Annotated in this window: 16 protein-coding genes; 12 read left to right on the top strand and 4 right to left on the bottom strand. The window is 71.4% G+C overall.

The features are described from left to right. Positions 1 to 157 precede the first annotated feature (157 nt). The 6 genes from mpl to BN940_RS17195 all read left to right on the top strand — a co-directional run bounded on the left by mpl (position 158) and on the right by BN940_RS17195 (position 7,293). Positions 158 to 1,549: a UDP-N-acetylmuramate:L-alanyl-gamma-D-glutamyl-meso-diaminopimelate ligase gene (mpl, locus tag BN940_RS17170; RefSeq protein ID WP_043685078.1), complete on the top strand. Its 1,392-nt coding sequence runs from the start codon at positions 158 to 160 to the stop codon at positions 1,547 to 1,549. 24 nt (positions 1,550 to 1,573) lie between these two features. Next, positions 1,574 to 3,451, top strand: a complete 1,878-nt coding sequence (locus tag BN940_RS17175) for a ribonuclease catalytic domain-containing protein (RefSeq protein WP_043685081.1) — start codon at positions 1,574 to 1,576, stop codon at positions 3,449 to 3,451. A 35-nt stretch (positions 3,452 to 3,486) separates the two neighbouring features. Continuing rightward, the gene (locus BN940_RS17180) at positions 3,487 to 4,380 is read left to right on the top strand and encodes an energy transducer TonB (RefSeq protein ID WP_043685083.1); all 894 of its coding nucleotides are present in this window, start codon (positions 3,487 to 3,489) and stop codon (positions 4,378 to 4,380) included. Between the two features lie 58 nt (positions 4,381 to 4,438). Continuing rightward, positions 4,439 to 5,149, top strand: coding sequence for a monofunctional biosynthetic peptidoglycan transglycosylase (gene mtgA / locus BN940_RS17185; RefSeq protein ID WP_043685085.1), 711 nt, complete (start codon positions 4,439 to 4,441; stop codon positions 5,147 to 5,149). Positions 5,150 to 5,263: 114 nt separating this feature from the next. Next, a complete protein-coding gene (lptG, locus tag BN940_RS17190; RefSeq protein ID WP_043685087.1) occupies positions 5,264 to 6,439 on the top strand; it encodes an LPS export ABC transporter permease LptG in 1,176 nt (391 codons plus the stop codon). Then, positions 6,436 to 7,293, top strand: a complete 858-nt coding sequence (locus BN940_RS17195; RefSeq protein WP_052355991.1) for a symmetrical bis(5'-nucleosyl)-tetraphosphatase — start codon at positions 6,436 to 6,438, stop codon at positions 7,291 to 7,293. The genes lptG and BN940_RS17195 overlap by 4 nt, the downstream gene beginning before the upstream one ends. Before the next feature lie 72 nt (positions 7,294 to 7,365). Here BN940_RS17195 and BN940_RS17200 read toward each other — a convergent pair whose 3' ends face one another. From BN940_RS17200 to BN940_RS17215, 4 genes are all read right to left on the bottom strand, one after another. Then, entirely contained in the window at positions 7,366 to 8,109 is a 744-nt protein-coding gene (locus tag BN940_RS17200; protein WP_043685089.1) for a lysophospholipid acyltransferase family protein, read from the bottom strand. Positions 8,110 to 8,197: 88 nt separating this feature from the next. Next, positions 8,198 to 8,602 carry a Holliday junction resolvase RuvX gene (gene ruvX, locus BN940_RS17205; RefSeq protein WP_043687965.1) on the bottom strand — a complete coding sequence of 135 codons (405 nt, stop codon included), beginning with the start codon at positions 8,600 to 8,602 and terminating at the stop codon, positions 8,198 to 8,200. Between the two features lie 136 nt (positions 8,603 to 8,738). Then, the gene (locus tag BN940_RS17210; protein ID WP_043685092.1) at positions 8,739 to 9,335 is read right to left on the bottom strand and encodes a YqgE/AlgH family protein; all 597 of its coding nucleotides are present in this window, start codon (positions 9,333 to 9,335) and stop codon (positions 8,739 to 8,741) included. A 256-nt stretch (positions 9,336 to 9,591) separates the two neighbouring features. Continuing rightward, positions 9,592 to 9,756, bottom strand: coding sequence for a rubredoxin (locus BN940_RS17215; protein ID WP_043685094.1), 165 nt, complete (start codon positions 9,754 to 9,756; stop codon positions 9,592 to 9,594). A 157-nt stretch (positions 9,757 to 9,913) separates the two neighbouring features. Here BN940_RS17215 and thiD point away from each other — a divergent pair, with 157 nt between their 5' ends. The 6 genes from thiD to rplU all read left to right on the top strand — a co-directional run bounded on the left by thiD (position 9,914) and on the right by rplU (position 15,624). After that, positions 9,914 to 10,723 (top strand): bifunctional hydroxymethylpyrimidine kinase/phosphomethylpyrimidine kinase, encoded by an 810-nt coding sequence (gene thiD, locus BN940_RS17220; protein WP_052355992.1) that lies wholly within the window; start codon positions 9,914 to 9,916, stop codon positions 10,721 to 10,723. Positions 10,724 to 10,913: 190 nt separating this feature from the next. Further along, a complete protein-coding gene (gene thiE / locus BN940_RS17225) occupies positions 10,914 to 11,642 on the top strand; it encodes a thiamine phosphate synthase (RefSeq protein ID WP_043687970.1) in 729 nt (242 codons plus the stop codon). Positions 11,643 to 11,709: 67 nt separating this feature from the next. Beyond that, positions 11,710 to 12,987, top strand: coding sequence for a glutamate-1-semialdehyde 2,1-aminomutase (gene hemL, locus BN940_RS17230; RefSeq protein WP_043685097.1), 1,278 nt, complete (start codon positions 11,710 to 11,712; stop codon positions 12,985 to 12,987). Between the two features lie 192 nt (positions 12,988 to 13,179). Next, entirely contained in the window at positions 13,180 to 13,707 is a 528-nt protein-coding gene (locus BN940_RS17235) for a MarR family winged helix-turn-helix transcriptional regulator (RefSeq protein WP_052355993.1), read from the top strand. A 157-nt stretch (positions 13,708 to 13,864) separates the two neighbouring features. Then, a complete protein-coding gene (gene argJ, locus BN940_RS17240) occupies positions 13,865 to 15,091 on the top strand; it encodes a bifunctional glutamate N-acetyltransferase/amino-acid acetyltransferase ArgJ (protein ID WP_043685100.1) in 1,227 nt (408 codons plus the stop codon). 221 nt (positions 15,092 to 15,312) lie between these two features. Next, positions 15,313 to 15,624: a 50S ribosomal protein L21 gene (gene rplU, locus BN940_RS17245; RefSeq protein ID WP_043685103.1), complete on the top strand. Its 312-nt coding sequence runs from the start codon at positions 15,313 to 15,315 to the stop codon at positions 15,622 to 15,624. The last annotated feature ends 19 nt before the right edge of the window (positions 15,625 to 15,643 follow it).

The following is a 15,643-nucleotide window of genomic DNA, read 5'->3' on the forward strand; positions in this document are numbered from 1 at the left end:
CGGATTCGTCAGGCGCGCCAGGGTCCGCAGGGACCCAGGCGCGTCCGGCCTCGTCCATCATAGCATTGGGCCGCGGCGCGGGCCGGTCCGGGCGGCGGCGGCCCGCAAAGCGGAAGCCCCGGCCCGCGCACCCTTACAATACAGGCCGGAGGATACGATGCACGTACACATACTGGGAATCTGCGGCACGTTCATGGGCGGCCTGGCCCTGATCGCCCGCGCGGCGGGCCATCGGGTCACCGGCTGCGACGCGGGCGTCTATCCGCCCATGAGCACGCAGCTGCGCGAGCAGGGCATCGACCTGATCGAAGGCTTCGACGCCGGCCAGACCGGCCTGGGCGCGGACCTGTACGTGGTCGGCAACGTGGTCAGCCGGGGCAATCCGCTGATGGAGGCCATCCTGGACCAGGGCCTGCCCTACACCTCCGGCCCCCAATGGCTGGCCGACCACGTCCTGGGCGGCCAGCACGTCCTGGCGGTGGCGGGCACGCACGGCAAGACCACGACCAGCGCCATGCTGGCCTGGATCTTCGAGCAGTCCGGCGAGCCCGCCAACTTCCTGATCGGCGGCGTGGCGCCCGACCTGGGCGTCTCGGCCCGCTACGACCCGGCGCGGCGCCACTTCGTGATCGAGGCCGACGAATACGACACGGCCTTCTTCGACAAGCGCTCGAAGTTCGTCCACTACCGGCCGCGCACCGCCATCCTGAACAATCTCGAATACGACCACGCCGACATCTTCCCCGACCTGGCCGCGATCGAGACCCAGTTCCACCACCTGGTGCGCACCGTCCCGGCATCGGGGCATCTCGTCCGGCCGGCGGCCAGCGACGCCCTGGACCGCGTCCTGGCGCGCGGCTGCTGGACCCCGGTCGAGACCTTCGGTCCGGGCGGCGACTGGCAGGCGGAGCCGGAAACGGACGACGGCCGGCGCTGCCGCATCCTGCACCGCGGCCGTCCGGCGGGAACGCTGGACTGGTCGCTCGCCGGCGCCCACAATCAGGCCAACGCCCTGGCCGCCCTGGCCGCCGCCCGGCACGCCGGCATCGCGGCGGAAGACGGCATCGCCGCCCTGAACCGCTTCCAGGGCGTGCGCCGCCGCCTGGAACTGCGCGGCACGCGGGACGGCGTGGCCGTCTACGACGATTTCGCCCACCACCCCAGCGCCATCGCCACCACCCTGGACGGCCTGCGCCGCCGCGTCGGCCCGCACACCCGCATCCTGGCGGTGATCGAGCCGCGCTCCAACACCATGAAGCTGGGCACGATGGCGGCCCGGCTGCCGGCGGCGCTGGCCGGCGCCGACCGGGTCTTCTGCCACGGCGCCACCCAGGGCCGCCACGCCCTGGGCTGGGATCCCCGGCAGGTGCTGGCCGGCCTGGGCGAGCGCCTGTGGACGGGCGACGACCTGGACGCGCTGGCCGACGCCGTGTGCGACGCGGCGCAGCCCGGCGACCAGGTGCTCGTCATGAGCAACGGCAGCTTCGGCGGCATCCACCAGACCCTCCTCGACAGGCTGGCGCGCCGCCGCCCCCGGTCTTCCCCCTGAACCCAGCGGTCCCCTTTCTCCTGTATGCACGTTCTCTACGAAGACGCCGGCAAGCTCAAGGCCGAAACCATTTTCTCCGAAGCCGACACCTCGCTGCAGGTCGAATCGGCCAGCGGCAAGCGCAGCAAGATCAAGCGCAACGCCGTGCTGTTCACCTTCGAGCAGCCCGCGCCCGACACCCTGCTGCCCGCGGCCGAAACCCTGGCGGCCACGCTGGACGCGGGCTTCCTGTGGGAATGCGCGCCACAGCAGGAATTCGAGGCCGCCGCCCTGGCCGAGGAATATTTCGGCCACGCGCCCGACGCGGTGGAGAAGACCGCCACCATCCTGGCCCTGTCGGCCGCGCCGGCCTATTTCCACCGGCGCGGCAAGGGCGCCTTCCGCCCCGCGCCGCCCGACATCCTGCAGGCCGCGCTGGCCGCCATCGAGAAAAAGCGCCGCCAGGCCGAGTTGCAGGCGGAATGGACCGAGGCGCTGCTGGCGGGCACGCTGCCCGACGCCCTGAAGCCCGTCGCTGCCACCTTCCTGGACCGGCCCGACAAGAACACGCTGGAATGGAAGGCCTTCGACGCCGCCGTGCAGCAGTCCGGCATCAGCCCCGAGCGGCTGCTGCTGTCGCTGGGCGTCTGGCCCCACCCCCTGGCCATGATGCGCGACCGCTTCCTGTCGGCCCACTTCCCCCGCGGCACGCAATGGCCGCCCGTGGACGTGCAGGACTGGGGTGCGGACCTGCCGCAGGTCGAGGTCGAGGCCTATTCCCTGGACGACGCCAGCACCATCGAGATCGACGACGCCCTGTCGGTCTCCATCCCCGCGCCCGGCACGGTCCGCGTCGGCATCCACATCGCCGTGCCGGCCCTGGCCGTCACGCGCGGCAGCGCGCTGGACGAGCAGGCGCGCGCGCGCATGTCCACCGTCTACATGCCGGGCGACAAGATCCCCATGCTGCCGCGCGAGCTGATCGCCGCCTTTTCCCTGGACGAGGGGCAGTGGCGCCCGGCCCTGTCGCTGTACGTCACTGGCCGCGTGGCCGACGGCGAGATCCTGGAAGCCGAGACCCGGCTGGAACGCATCCGGGTGGCCGCCAACCTGCGCCACGGCCGCATCGACGAGGTCACCGAGGCCGCGCTGGCCGATCCGGCGGCGCCCCTGCCGCACGCCCACTGGCTGCGCCCGCTGTGGCAGCTCGCGCAGGCGCTGTGCGCGGTGCGCGACCGCACGCGCGGCAAGCCGGAAAACAACGACCGCATCGAATACGGCTTCGAGATCGAAGGCCCGCCCGACGACCCGGATTCGATCGTGCGCCTGGTGCCGCGCCAGCGCAACGCTCCGCTGGACCGGCTGGTGGCCGAATACATGATCCTCGCCAATACGCAATGGGGCGCCCTGCTGGCGCGCCACGGCGTGCCCGGCATCTACCGGTCCCAGCAGATGGGCCGCACGCGCATGTCCACCCAGGCGCTGCCGCACGAATCCATCGCCGTGCCGCAGTACATCTGGTCGACCTCGCCGCTGCGCCGCTACGTGGACCTGGTCAACCAGGGCCAGATCCTGGCGGCGGCCGAGCACGGCGTCTCCGCGCGCCTGGCGGCGCCCTTCAAGCCCAAGGACGCGGACCTGTACGCCCTGATCGGCGCCTTCGATTCGCAATACACGCTGTGGGGCGAATTCCAGTCCTCGATGGAGCGCTACTGGTGCATCCGCTGGCTGCAGCAGCAGGGCCTGAAGGAAGTGCGCGCCCACGTGCTGCGGGAAAACCTGGTCCGGCTGGCCTGCGCGCCCTTCGTCACCCGCATCAACGGCCTGCCCGAATACGAGCGCGGCCACGAAGTGCGGCTGGACATCCTGGGCTACGATGAGATCGGCCTGGACATCGAGTGCCGCCTGCGGGAAGCGGGCTAGGGCCCGGCCACACTACTTCGGGGAGTCGCGTTGCCATGGACACGCTGCCGCTGCCGCTGCGACTGCTGGAATACCGGCACGAAGGCCGCGGCCGCATGGCGGCGGCCCTGCTGCTGTCCCTGGCCGCCCACGCCGCGCTGCTGGCCTGGCACGGCGCGCCTCCCGCACCGCCGGCGACGCAGTCCTCCACGCTGGAAGTCACCCTGGTCAACAGCCGCAGCGAGCAGGCGCCGCTGAATCCACAGGCGCTGGCCCAGCAGGACCTGGACGGCGGCGGCGACCAGGCGCAGGGCATGGCCTCGTCCCCCCTGCCCCGGACCACCGACGGCAGCGCCGAGGAAACCGTGCTGGCCGCGCTGCGGCGGCGGCAGGCCGAACTGGAGGCCGAGCAGCGCCGCCTGCTGGCGCAGCTGGAAGCCCTGGACACCGTCCCGGCGGCCCGCCCCGCCCCGGAACTGCTGGGCCGCAGCGCCGAGCCGGGCGAGGACGACCGCCAGCAGGACAGCCTGGTGCTCAGCGCCCGCATCGCCGCCCTGAAGGAGCGCATCGAGCGCTACAACGCCCTGCCCCGCCAGACCTTCACCGCCCCGTCCGCCCGGGCGTCGGACGACGCCCGCTACGTCGAGGCCTGGCGCCAGCGCATCGAGCTGATCGGCACGCAGCACTACCCGCCCGAGGCGCGCGGCCGCATCTACGGCGACCTGCAGCTCACCGTCTACATCCGGCGCGACGGCAGCCTGGACCACATCGAGTTCGACCGGCCCTCGGACAAGGCCGTCCTGAACAGCGCCGCCCGGCGCATCGTCGAACTGGCCGCGCCCTTCGACCCGCTGCCGCCGGAACTGGCGCGCCACACCGACATCCTCGCCATCACGCGGACCTGGCACTTCACCCGCGACGGCCTGGATACAGGGGCGGGGGCGCCATGAGCGCGCCGGGCCGCCCCCCAGCGCGGATCCCGGAGCGCATCGCGCGGAGGATCGTCCAGTGAGCGCGCCGGGCCGGAAGATCATCACCACCGTCCTGCTGGCGGCGCTGTGCGCCGCCTTCCTGTACCAGATCGGCCTGCTGGGCATGGTGGTCTGGTTCAACTTCCGCAATCCTTCCGCCACCCCCATCATGCGGGACACGCTCAACGCCCTGCGGGCCGACGATCCCCAGGCCCGGCTCGCCTACGAGTGGGTGCCGTACGAGCGCATCAGCACCCACCTGAAGCGCGCCGTGATCGCCTCCGAGGACAGCGGCTTCGTCGACCACGACGGCGTCGAATGGGACGCGATCCGCAAGGCCTGGACCTACAACCAGCGCCAGGCCGACCTGGGCCGCGCGCGGCGGCGCGGCGGCTCCACGATCACCCAGCAGCTCGCCAAGAACCTGTTCCTGTCGAATTCGCGCAACTACCTGCGCAAGGGCCAGGAGCTGATCCTCACCTACATGATCGAGGGCGTGATGAGCAAGCGCCGCATCCTGGAGCTCTACCTGAACGTGGCCCAGTGGGGCGCCGCCACCTTCGGCGCCCAGGCCGCCGCGCGGCACTACTTCCGCACGGACGCGGCGCGCCTGTCGGCCGGGCAGGCCTCGCGCCTGGCGGCCATGCTGCCCAACCCCGCCTACTACGACCGCCACGGCGCCACCGCCTACCTGCAGTCCCACGCGGCCACCGTGCGTGCGCGCATGCGGCAGGTGGCGGTGCCGTAGGCGGGGCGCGCCCGGAAAGGACGCTCCCTCCGCCGGGAAACGCCGCGGGCGGACGCGGCCCCGGTCTTCGCCGCCGTTCGGGGTACTATTGAGGTTTCCTCCGCGTTTCCGTCCATGCGCACGGCCCGTCGCTACATCGCCCGCGAAATCTACCGCTCGACCGCCGTCGTGCTGGTGGCGCTGGTCGGCCTTTTCATGTTCTTCGCGCTGATCGAAGGCCTGGACAAGGTCGGCCAGCGCCTGACCCTGCTGAACCTGTTCTACCTGCAGGCCCTGGACGTCCCCAACCACCTGTACGAACTGCTGCCCATCGGCCTGCTGATCGGCGCGGTGCTGGCGCTGGCGGGGCTCGCGCAGCGCAACGAACTCACCATCCTGCGGGCATCGGGGGTCAGCGGCATGCGCCTGCTGGTGGCCCTGTGGCTGATCACCATCCCGCTGGTGCTGGGCGCCTTCGTCCTGTCGGAATTCATCACCCCGGCGGCGGAACTGCGCGGCAGCGAGTCCCGCCTGGCGCTGCTGGGCCGCACCGACGGCGGCCGGCTGTCCAGCGGCTACTGGTTCAAGGAAGCCGACGACCGGGGCGGCACCCGCATCATCAACATCGGCCAGCTCTCCGGCAAGGGCCGCGTCGACGACGTGATGCTCTACGAATTCGCCGGAGACGGCGCGCTGCGGGCCACCGTCCAGGCCGCCGCGGGGCAGTTCGAGCAGGGACGCCTGGTGCTGCGCGACCTGACCGAGACGCGCATCCACCCCGAATCCGCCGACGCCCTGGCCGACGCCCGCATTCCCGCCGCGCCCATCAGCGAGCTCGTCCACCTGGACCAGCGCGTCGTCCCCACCTCGCTCACGCCCGAACGCCTGATCGCCCGCATCCTCACGCCCGAGCGCATGGCGATCTCGGACCTGCTGGACTACATCCGCTACCTGAAGCAGAACCAGCTGCAGACCGACCGCCAGGAAGTCGCCCTGTGGCGCAAGATCGCCTATCCCTTCACCCTGCTGGTCATGGTCACCATCGCCGCGCCGATCGGCTTCATGCAGACGCGCCGCGGCGGGGTCGGCATCAAGGTGTTCGCCGGCATCATCCTGGGGGTGGGCTTCTTCATGCTCAACCAGCTGGCCCTGAACGCCGGCATGCTGGGCGACTGGCCGCCCTGGGCCACGGCGCTGGTGCCCAGCCTGGCCGGCCAGGCCGCCGCCCTGCTGGCCCTGCTGGGCATGGAGCACCGCCACCCGCTGTCCATGTGGTTGCGCCAGCGCCGGCTCCAGCGGAGCCCCGCATGACGCTTGCGTCCGTGTCCGAAGCATCCCCGGCGGCCGACGCCCCCGGGGGCGACGTCTGGGTCATCGGCGACGTGCAGGGCTGCGCGGGCGCGCTGCGCGCCCTGCTGGCCCATCCCGAGCTCGCCCGCCCCGACACCGAGCTGTGGTTCGCCGGAGACCTGGTCAATCGCGGCCCCGATTCCCTGGGGGCGCTGCGCCTGATCCGCGCGCTGGGCGCCCGCGCCCGCCCCATCCTGGGCAACCACGACCTGCACCTGCTGGCCGTGGTGGCCGGAGTGCGCCCGCCGGGCAGGTCCGACACGATCCAGGACGTCCTGGACGCGCCCGATGCCGCCGAGCTGATCGACTGGCTGCGCCACCTGCCGCTGCTGGTGCGCGACCGCGGACACGTCATGGTGCACGCCGGCATCCTGCCCGCCTGGACCCTGGAGCAGGCCCAGGCCCTGGCCGGCGAGATCGAAACCGCGCTGCGCCAGCCCGACTGGCACCCCGCCCTGCACGACCTGTACGGCGAGGAGCCCCTGCAATGGGACGACGCCCTGCGCGGGCCGGACCGCATGCGGGTGATCGTCAACGCCCTGACCCGCATGCGGGTCTGCCATGCCGACGGCCGCATGGACTTCCACCACAAGGGCGAACCCCACGCCACGCCGGGGATGATGCCCTGGTTCGAGCTGCCCGGACGGCGCGACCCCGCCGTGCCGGTGATCTTCGGCCACTGGTCCGCCCTGGGCCTGCACATCCGTCCCGACGCGATCTGCCTGGATACCGGCTGCGTCTGGGGGCGCGCGCTGACCGCATTGCGGCTGCGCGACCACCGCATCATCCAGCAGGACTGCGCCGCCTGCCGCTGAGGCCGCGCGCGGCCCCGCCCGGCCGTGCGGCGGCCGCGATCCCCCCATGGATTCCCGCCGGGACCGGCGCGCTCACTCGCCGCGCACGGCCGCCCGGATGGCGGCATGCGCGCGGCGCGCCAGTTCGCCCCGCACCGGGGCGTCCTGCGCCGGGATCGGCGCCAGGAAGATGCATTCGACCGTCACGCCCCGGGCCCCGAGCAGGAACCACAGGTTTGCCACCAGCGTCTGCTCGCCGACGAAGGCCAGTTCCGGCGCCCGCCGGCCGCGCTTGAGGAAGCGCAGGGCCACCGGCTGCGTCGGCACGCCGGCCCGCACGGCGGCGTCGAACAGGCCCGCGTGGAAGGGCAGCACGTCCGCGCCGTCCGTGGTCGTGCCTTCGGGGAACAGCCCGACGGCCTCGCCCCGCTCGAAGCAGGTGCGCATCTGGCGGCCGGCGGTGCGCACCGCGTGCCGGGAGCGCCGGTCGATGAACAGCGTGCCCGCCCAGGCCACCAGCAGGCCGATCACCGGCCAGCGCCGGATGTCGCTCTTGGCGACGAAGGACGTGGTGCGCACGCCGTTGAGCACGAAGATGTCCACCCACGAGACGTGATTGGCCACCCACAGGACGGCGCCCCGTTTCACGGGCTCGCCCAGGCGGCGCACGCGGACCCCGCACAGCCATAGCAGCCCCCGCGACCACGCGCCCACGATCTGGCGCCGCCGGCGGCGGCTCAGGGCCGGAAACACCACCAGCTCGGTCGCCAGGCCCAGCAGGACCCAGGCCGACACGCAGACGAAACGCAACAGGAACAGAAACGGCGCCACCGGCATCCTCCGCCCCGAACGGGCAATGGCGCTCATCATACCCGGGCGGGCGGCCTGGCCGCCGGGCGCGGGCGGGGGTTGGTCCAATCCGGCCTCACCGCGGACCGGCGGCGCCCGCACGCGCCGGGTCGTCGAGGTAGCGCTGCAGGATCACGGCGGCGGCCATGGCGTCGTCCGGCGCGCGGCTGCCCAGGAGCTGCTGGGCCTCCAGGCTGGAACCGCGCTCGTCCACCAGCACCACGCGCACGCGGAAGCGCCCCTCGATCTGGTGCGCGAAGCGGCGGCTGTGCTGCGAGGCGGGCTGTTCGCCGCCATCCAGGGTGAGGGGCAGTCCCACGATCACGCGATCGGGCTGCCATTCGGCCAGCAGGGCGCCGACCTGGGCGAAACGCTGCTCGCGCGTGGCGGGCGTCAGGATGCACAGGGGGCGGGCATGGTTCGTCAGGGTATTGCCCAGCGCCACGCCGATTTTCTTCAGGCCGAAATCGAAGGCCAGCAGCGTCTGTTCGGATGGGCGCGCTCCGGCCCGCGGGCTGGAGCCGCTCCGCCCCTGGGCGGGGGTGGCTTCGGCACCGGACAGGCAGGGCCCCGCTCGATCCCGCCCGGAAGGGCAAGGCTCGCGCTGCGGCACGGGGTCAGGCATGGCCCGCGTCGCTGGCCAGCATCGAGGCGCGGATGCCCAACTGGGCCAGGGCGGCGTCGTAGCGGTCCTCGGCGGGCGTGTCGAACAGGATGTCGTTGGACGCCAGCACGTTCAGCCAGGCGTTGCGGGCGAGCTCGTCTTCCAGTTGGCCCGCGCCCCAGCCGGCATAGCCCAGCGTCACCAGCAGCCGGGACGGGCCGTGGCCGGCGGCGACGTCCTGGAGCACGTCGCGGGACGTGGTGAGCGCCACGTCGCCGCCCAGCTCGATGCTGGAGCTGTATGTGCCGCGCGGCACGTGCAGCACGAAGCCGCGATCGGTCTGCACCGGGCCGCCGAAGAAGACCGGCGCGTTGCGCACCGGGCCGATTTCCAGGGACAGGGTCAGGTCGATGCGCTGCAGCAGGTCGCCGATGGTGAGATCGGTGGGCCGGTTGATCACCAGCCCCAGCGCGCCGTGCTCGGTGTGTTCGCAGACGTAGATCACGGTATTGGCCAGCTCGCCCGACACCATCCCCGGCATGGCCAGCAGGAACTGCCGGGACAGGTCGATGCGTGAACCGGCGTCGGAAACATACGGTACTGTCGTCATGGCGGTCCCCTTGTAGTCCGGCCCCGAGGGAGCCTCTGAATAAGTCGAGCGGAAAGCGGGCGCCGCGGATCGGGATGGGATGCAAGGCGCGAACCGCAGCCATGGCCGGTGCCATGGCGAGGATGAACAACGCCGCAGACCGCCCGAGTCCGCAGATGCACGCGGCGCGAGGACTTGTTCAGAGGCTCCCCGTGCCCATGATGCTAGAGTATCAGAAACGCCCTCGAACACCCACAGGGCCTGTGGGGACGAAGCCTCAGATCTCGATCAATTCAAAGTCTTCCTTGCGGGCGCCGCATTCGGGGCAGACCCAGTTGGGCGGCACGTCCTCCCAGCGCGTGCCGGGCGCGATCCCGTCTTCCGGGAAGCCGGCCGCCTCGTCGTAGATCCAGCCGCAGATCAGGCACATCCAGGTTCGCATGACAATCAAATCCTCATCTTCTCCGATTCGGCGGGCGCAGGGCATCATTCGATTAGAATGGGTGCCATAGTACACAAACCGCCGTACACAAACCGCCGTACACCAACCGCTGTACATCAACCGCCGGCCGTGGCGACCGGCCGCTTCTTCCGCCGTCATGCCCGCGCCCGACTCCTCCTCCGTCCCCCTGCCCCTGATTTTCGGTCCGTTCGATCCCAGCGGGGCCAGTCACCTGCCGATCGACGCGGTCATTTGCGCCGGCCTGGGCGCGCACGCGGGATCGGTGGCCACCGCCATCCACGTCCAGGATACCGCCGGCACGGAAACCATCCAGCGCCTGACGCCGGACCTGATCGACGACCAGGCCCGCTGCCTGCTGGAAGACATGGCCATCGGCGCGCTGAAGATCGGCCCGCAGTACGACCCCGAAACCATCTCGACGCTGGCGCAGATCGCGGCCGACTACAGCGCGCTGCCCCTGGTGCTGCAGCTGAGCGCGCCGCCGCCGGTGTCCGACCTGGAAGACCTGGACCCCGAGGAAACCGTCGGCGCGCTGCTCGAACTGCTGGTGCCCCAGGCGCACATCGTCGTCGTCGACGCCCGCCTGCCGGAGCAATGGGCCGGCCAGGGCCTGCTGTCCTCGGCCCGGGCCGACGATCCGATTGGCGCCCTGCACGAATTCGGCGCGCCGCTGGTCCTGTGCTGCAATGCGGCGCTCGGCCCCGGGCTGAACGGCCTGATCCTACACGCGCAGGAGCAGCCCGGCAGCCGCTGGCCCTGGCCCACTCCGCGCGTGCGCACGGGCGACGCCGAAAGCCTGCTCGCCACGGTGCTGTGCTGCCTGCTGGCGCGCGGACTGGATCCGGCGGAGGCCGTCCCCCAGGCCGTGGCCACCGCCACCGCCCTGCTGGAGCGGCACTTCCACCCCGGCATGGGGCAGCGCATCCTGCTGCACGCCGCGCCATGACCGCTGCACGCCGCGCCATGACCGCCGCACGCCGCGCCATGGCCGCCGCATGCCGCATTGCCTCACGCTTGCCCATGGCCATCGCATGCCGCGCCGATTCACGCTCCCTCATGCCTGCCGCATGCCGTGCCGCTTCGCGCTGCGCCACGACGCATTCCGCTCCGGCCTCCCGCCGCAGGAGGGCGGTCCGATGAGCGCGCGGGACACGACCCGTTTCCCGCGCGGCCTGTACGGCGTCACGCCCGACTGGGCCGACACCGACCGCATGCTGGCCGCCATCGAACAGGCCCATGCCGGCGGCATGACCGCCCTGCAATGGCGCCGCAAGCACGGTGCCCAGGCCGAACTGCGCGCCCAGGCCCGCGCGGTGCGCGAGCTGTGCCTGCGGCTGGGCCTGGTCCTGATCGTCAACGACGACTGGCGCCTGGCGGCCGACCTGGACGCCGACGGCGCCCACCTGGGCCGCGACGACGGCGCCGTCGCCCAGGCGCGCCTGGCGCTGGGCTCGGACAAGCTGATCGGCTGCTCCTGCTACGACCAGCCCGGGCTGGCCGCCCGGCGGCTGCAGGACGACGCCGACTACATCGCCTTCGGCGCGATGTATCCGTCCCGCGTCAAGCCCGACGCCGTGCACGCCACCCTGGGCCACGTCCGCGCCGGCCGCCGCCTGGCCGAGGCGCATGCGTCCGGCGCCCCCGCCGGCGCCATGGCCGGCCGCGAACCGCTCGCCGGCGCGCCGCGGCATCCGCGCGCGGCCGTGGTGGCGATCGGCGGCATCACCCCCGACAACGCCGCCCCCGTGATCCAGGCGGGCGCCGACAGCATCGCCGTGATCAGCGCCCTGTTCGAGGTCCCCGACATCCGCGCCGCCGCGCGGCGCTGCGCCGCCCTGTTCGACGCCGATGCCGGCCGCCCATGAACTCCGTCCGGCCGCGTCCGACACGCGCCGGTCCTTCCCGAAACCCCGCAGCAACCGGAATCCCGCCATGTCCCGCAACACCGAACTCTTCGACCGCGCCTGCCGCGCCATCCCGGGCGGCGTCAACTCGCCCGTGCGCGCCTTCCGCTCCGTGGGCGGCACTCCGCCCTTCATCGCCCGCGCCCAGGGCCCCTACCTGTGGGATGCCGAAGGCACCCGCTACATCGACTACATCGGCTCCTGGGGCCCGGCCATCCTGGGCCACGCCGATCCCGAAGTCGTCGCCGCCGTGCAGGCCGCCGCCGTGGACGGCCTGTCCTTCGGCGCGCCCACCGAGGCCGAGATCGAACTGGCCGAGGCCATCATCGAGCGCATTCCCTCGATCGAGCAGGTGCGCCTGGTCAGTTCGGGCACCGAGGCCACCATGTCGGCGATCCGGCTGGCGCGCGGCCACACCGGCCGCCCGAAGATCATCAAGTTCGAGGGCTGCTACCACGGCCACGCCGACAGCCTGCTGGTCAAGGCCGGCTCGGGCATGCTGACCTTCGGCAACCCCACTTCGGCCGGCGTGCCGCCCGAATTCGTGCAGCACACCCTGGTGCTGGACTACAACGACCTGGCCGCCGTCGAGGCCGCCTTCGCCCAATACCCCGAGGACATCGCCTGCGTCATCGTCGAGCCGATCGCCGGCAACATGAACATGGTGCGCCCGGCCGCCGGCTTCCTCGAAGGCCTGCGCGCCCTGTGCACGCGCCACGGCGCGGTGCTGATCTTCGACGAGGTCATGACCGGGCTGCGCGTGGGCCCGCAGGGCATGCAGGGCCTGTGCGGCGTCACGCCCGACCTGACCACGCTGGCCAAGATCATCGGCGGCGGCATGCCGGTGGGCGCCTTCGGCGGCCGCGCCGAGATCATGGCCGGCATCGCGCCGCTGGGCGCGGTCTACCAGGCGGGCACGCTGTCGGGCAATCCGGTGGCGGTCGCCGCCGGGCGCGTCACCCTGCGCCGCCTGGCCGAGCCTGGCTTCTACGACGCCCTGCACCGGCAGACCGGCCTGCTGATCCAGGGCCTGGTCGAGCGCGCGCGGCGCCACGGCGTGGCCTTCAGCGGCGACTGGCAGGGCGGCCTGTTCGGCCTGTATTTCCGCGCCACGGTGCCGACCAGCCTGGCCGAGGTCTCCGCCAGCGACACCGACGCCTTCAAGCGCTTCTTCCACGGCATGCTGGCCGAAGGCGTGCATTTCGCGCCCTCGGCCTTCGAGGCCGGCTTCGTCTCGGCCACTCACGACGACGCCGTCATCCAGGCGACGCTGGACGCGGCCGACCGGGTCTTCGCCCGGCTGTAGCAACAGCCCCGCACCTCGCCGCCCGCAAGCGGCTCCGATTCGGCGGGCATGCAGTGGTCCATGGGAACCCTTGCATGCCCGATCTCATCTTAAATAGTCCGAACTTCAAGTTTCTTGACGCAGGACAAGGACATGCCGCTTCCGGTTCCCTACACTTGACGTGCTCTGATCAAGTCCGCCAGGAGGCGCGTCATGACCGACTACACCCAATACGCCGCTACCCAGCACCCCGCCGTCACCCCCCCGGTGCCGGATCTCGAAACCCAGGCCACCGGCCAGGAGCCGCAGGATCTGCGCCTGTGGCTGCGCATGCTCAGCTGCTGCACGCTGATCGAAAACGAACTGCGCAGCCGGCTGCGCACCGAATTCCAGACCACGCTGCCGCGCTTCGACCTGATGTCGCAGCTCACCCATGCCCCCAAGGGCCTGAAGATGAGCGAGCTGTCCCGCCTGATGATGGTCACCAACGGCAACATCACCGGCATCACCGACCAGCTGGAAAAAGACGGCCTGGTCGAACGCCTGAAAGACGACTCGGACCGCCGCAGTTCGCTGATCCGCCTCACCATGAAGGGCCGCCGCTACCATCGCCGCATGCAGCGCGCGCACGCCACCTGGATCCAGTCCCTGCTGGGCGGCCTGGCGCCGTCCGCGCGGGCCATGCTGTTCGATCTCCTGGGCGACCTGAAGCAATCCACCTACGCGCGCCTGCCGGCCTGAACGCCAGGACTCCCGCGCGCCGCGGGCCTGACGCACCCGGACCGCATGCGCGCGGCAAGGCGGACGGGCACCGCAACGCACCGCCCGATTCCGCAGATGCACCGCCCCCATTCGGCATAGAATGGGGGCTTATTTTTTGCTACGGATCCCCTCCGCCATGGCCATCAACCTGATCATCCCGGCGCAAGACGCCATCCACCCGATCCCCGGCATCCGCATCGGCACGGCCGAGGCCGGCATCCGCAAGGCCGGGCGCCGCGACCTGACCGTCCTGCTGCTGGACGAAGGCGCGTCGGTGGCGGGGGTCTTCACGCGCAACCGCTTCCGCGCCGCGCCGGTCCAGGTCTGCGAGGCCCACCTGGCCGCCGGCGCCGGCATCCGCGCGCTGGTCATCAACACCGGCAACGCCAACGCGGGCACCGGAGAACCCGGCCTGCGGGCCGCCCTCGACACCTGCCGCGCCCTGGCCGGCCGCCTGGGCGTGGCGCCCGAGCAGATCCTGCCGTTCTCCACGGGCGTCATCCTGGAACCGCTGCCCGTGGACCGCCTGATCGCCGGCCTGCCGGCCGCCCTGGACGACGCCCGTCCGGACCACTGGTTCGAGGCGGCCCACAGCATCATGACCACGGACACCCAGCCCAAGATCCATTCCGCCCGGATCGAGCTGGGCGGCATCCCGGTCTCGATCACCGGCATCAGCAAGGGCGCGGGCATGATCCGCCCCAACATGGCCACCATGCTGGGCTTCCTGGGCACGGACGCGGGCCTGCCGCCGGCGCTGCTGCGCACCCTGGCCACACGCATCGCCGACCAGTCCTTCAACCGCATCACGGTGGACGGCGACACCTCCACCAACGATTCCTTCATCCTCATCGCCACCGGCGCCAGCGGCGCGCACATCGAATCCGAACAGGACCCGCGCTTCGCCGCGCTGGCCGAGGCCCTGACGGCCGCCGCGCGCGACCTCGCCCAGAAGATCGTGCGCGACGCCGAGGGCGCGACGAAATTCATGACCATCCGCGTCGAGCAGGCCGCCTCCACCGACGAGGCCCTGAAGGTCGCCTACGCCATCGCCCATTCGCCGCTGGTCAAGACCGCCTTCTATGCGTCCGACCCCAACCTCGGCCGCATCCTGGCGGCGATCGGCTACGCCGGCATCGACGACCTCGACGTCTCGAAGCTGACGCTGTGGCTGGGCGACGTGCGGGTGGCCTCGCAGGGCGGCCGCGACCCGGCCTACCGCGAGGAAGACGGCCAGCGCGTGATGGCGGAATCCGAGATCCTGGTGCGCGTCGCCCTGGGCCGCGGCGAGGTGGCCGACACGGTCTACACCTGCGACTTCTCGCACGAATACGTCAGCATCAACGCCGACTACCGCTCGTAGCCCCATCGGACCGGCCCGCGGTGCGCGCAGAAACCCGACGCAGAAACCGCTTGATTTACAAAAGGATTTCTGCGTAAAATGCAGGGCTTGGCCATGTCCCCACTGGACTTGGCCGTTTTTGGCATACCCGGGCAGGTTCGTCGGGGTCTTGCGTATCGCGGCGATTGCGCCGCGCGTGCAGTTCCCGCCGCCCGATCCGGGCATTCTCACAGGAAATCCCCATGTACGCGGTCATAAAAACCGGCGGCAAGCAATATCGCGTTTGCGCCGGCCAGAAACTGAAAATCGAACAGATACCGGCTGACATTGGGCAAGAAATCTCGCTCGACCAGGTGCTGTCCGTCGGCGAAGGCGAAACGCTGAAGATCGGCGCGCCCTTCGTCGAGGGCGCCGCGGTCAAAGCCACCGTTCTTGCACAAGGCCGTCACGACAAGGTCAAGATCTTCAAGATGCGCCGTCGCAAGCACTACCAGAAGCACCAGGGCCATCGTCAGAACTACACCGAGATCCGCATCGACGCCGTCGCGGCCTGATCCGGTCATCGCATTTAGG

This window comes from Castellaniella defragrans 65Phen (assembly GCF_000612685.1).
Classification (GTDB): domain Bacteria; phylum Pseudomonadota; class Gammaproteobacteria; order Burkholderiales; family Burkholderiaceae_B; genus Castellaniella; species Castellaniella defragrans.

Coding starts and splice junctions, on each gene's coding strand:
- mpl (WP_043685078.1), top strand. CDS start 158: ATGCACGTACACATACTGGGAATCTGCGGCACGTTCATGGGCGGCCTG.
- BN940_RS17200 (WP_043685089.1), bottom strand. CDS start 8,109: ATGCCGGTGGCGCCGTTTCTGTTCCTGTTGCGTTTCGTCTGCGTGTCG.
- thiE (WP_043687970.1), top strand. CDS start 10,914: ATGAGCGCGCGGGACACGACCCGTTTCCCGCGCGGCCTGTACGGCGTC.
- BN940_RS17210 (WP_043685092.1), bottom strand. CDS start 9,335: ATGACGACAGTACCGTATGTTTCCGACGCCGGTTCACGCATCGACCTG.
- BN940_RS17175 (WP_043685081.1), top strand. CDS start 1,574: ATGCACGTTCTCTACGAAGACGCCGGCAAGCTCAAGGCCGAAACCATT.
- BN940_RS17195 (WP_052355991.1), top strand. CDS start 6,436: ATGACGCTTGCGTCCGTGTCCGAAGCATCCCCGGCGGCCGACGCCCCC.
- thiD (WP_052355992.1), top strand. CDS start 9,914: ATGCCCGCGCCCGACTCCTCCTCCGTCCCCCTGCCCCTGATTTTCGGT.
- BN940_RS17180 (WP_043685083.1), top strand. CDS start 3,487: ATGGACACGCTGCCGCTGCCGCTGCGACTGCTGGAATACCGGCACGAA.
- BN940_RS17215 (WP_043685094.1), bottom strand. CDS start 9,756: ATGCGAACCTGGATGTGCCTGATCTGCGGCTGGATCTACGACGAGGCG.
- argJ (WP_043685100.1), top strand. CDS start 13,865: ATGGCCATCAACCTGATCATCCCGGCGCAAGACGCCATCCACCCGATC.
- hemL (WP_043685097.1), top strand. CDS start 11,710: ATGTCCCGCAACACCGAACTCTTCGACCGCGCCTGCCGCGCCATCCCG.
- lptG (WP_043685087.1), top strand. CDS start 5,264: ATGCGCACGGCCCGTCGCTACATCGCCCGCGAAATCTACCGCTCGACC.
- BN940_RS17235 (WP_052355993.1), top strand. CDS start 13,180: ATGACCGACTACACCCAATACGCCGCTACCCAGCACCCCGCCGTCACC.
- rplU (WP_043685103.1), top strand. CDS start 15,313: ATGTACGCGGTCATAAAAACCGGCGGCAAGCAATATCGCGTTTGCGCC.